Genomic DNA, 578 nt, shown 5'->3' with positions numbered 1-578 from the left:
GCATTTTTAACGGTAAGATTTATGATAGTGACTCCATCTGGGGTGCCATCATCATCACAAACCTCTAAAGTCGTAGGTGTGACTGTTGTTGGATTTTCATTAAGAAATAGTTCAAAAAACAAATTAGTTTCATCAAAAGTGATACACCCTGTAATTGTGTTTACAGCGCTATAATAAATAGTTTGTGGTTCACTAACATTAGGATATGCTGTAGGAATACCAATAGGAATTGGAGGTGTCGATGTATAATCTGCTAGAGAAGCATAATAGCTTACAGCGAAATCTGGATTACCTCCTGTGATTTCAGCATCTTTAGAGGTTAAATCAAAAATACCAAATACGCCATCATCACTACATTCTACAAAATCAGTAACATCTTCGTTTAAAACTGGGTTTGGTAATACTGTCAATTGTACATGAATACCTAGTCCGATACAGTCATTGGCTGTATCTCCATCAACACGCACATAAATGCCTTGAACACCATTTACATCTGTAAGAGGTAAAACATTTGTATAATTAGAGATATCTGGAATCGCATTTACCTCACTCTGTGCTTCTTGAAGTGTCTCATAATA

General features: G+C 35.6%; 1 protein-coding gene. It reads right to left on the bottom strand.

The genetic code is table 11. The annotated features are described in order from the left end of the window. The coding region (locus Q1A60_RS21470) for a hypothetical protein (protein ID WP_300008502.1) at positions 1–578 on the bottom strand (578 nt) is incomplete at both ends.

This window comes from uncultured Dokdonia sp. (assembly GCF_947492535.1).
Classification (GTDB): domain Bacteria; phylum Bacteroidota; class Bacteroidia; order Flavobacteriales; family Flavobacteriaceae; genus Dokdonia.
The sequence above is the reverse complement of the archived record's forward strand: the minus strand, read 5'-3'. Positions and strand labels throughout refer to the sequence as shown.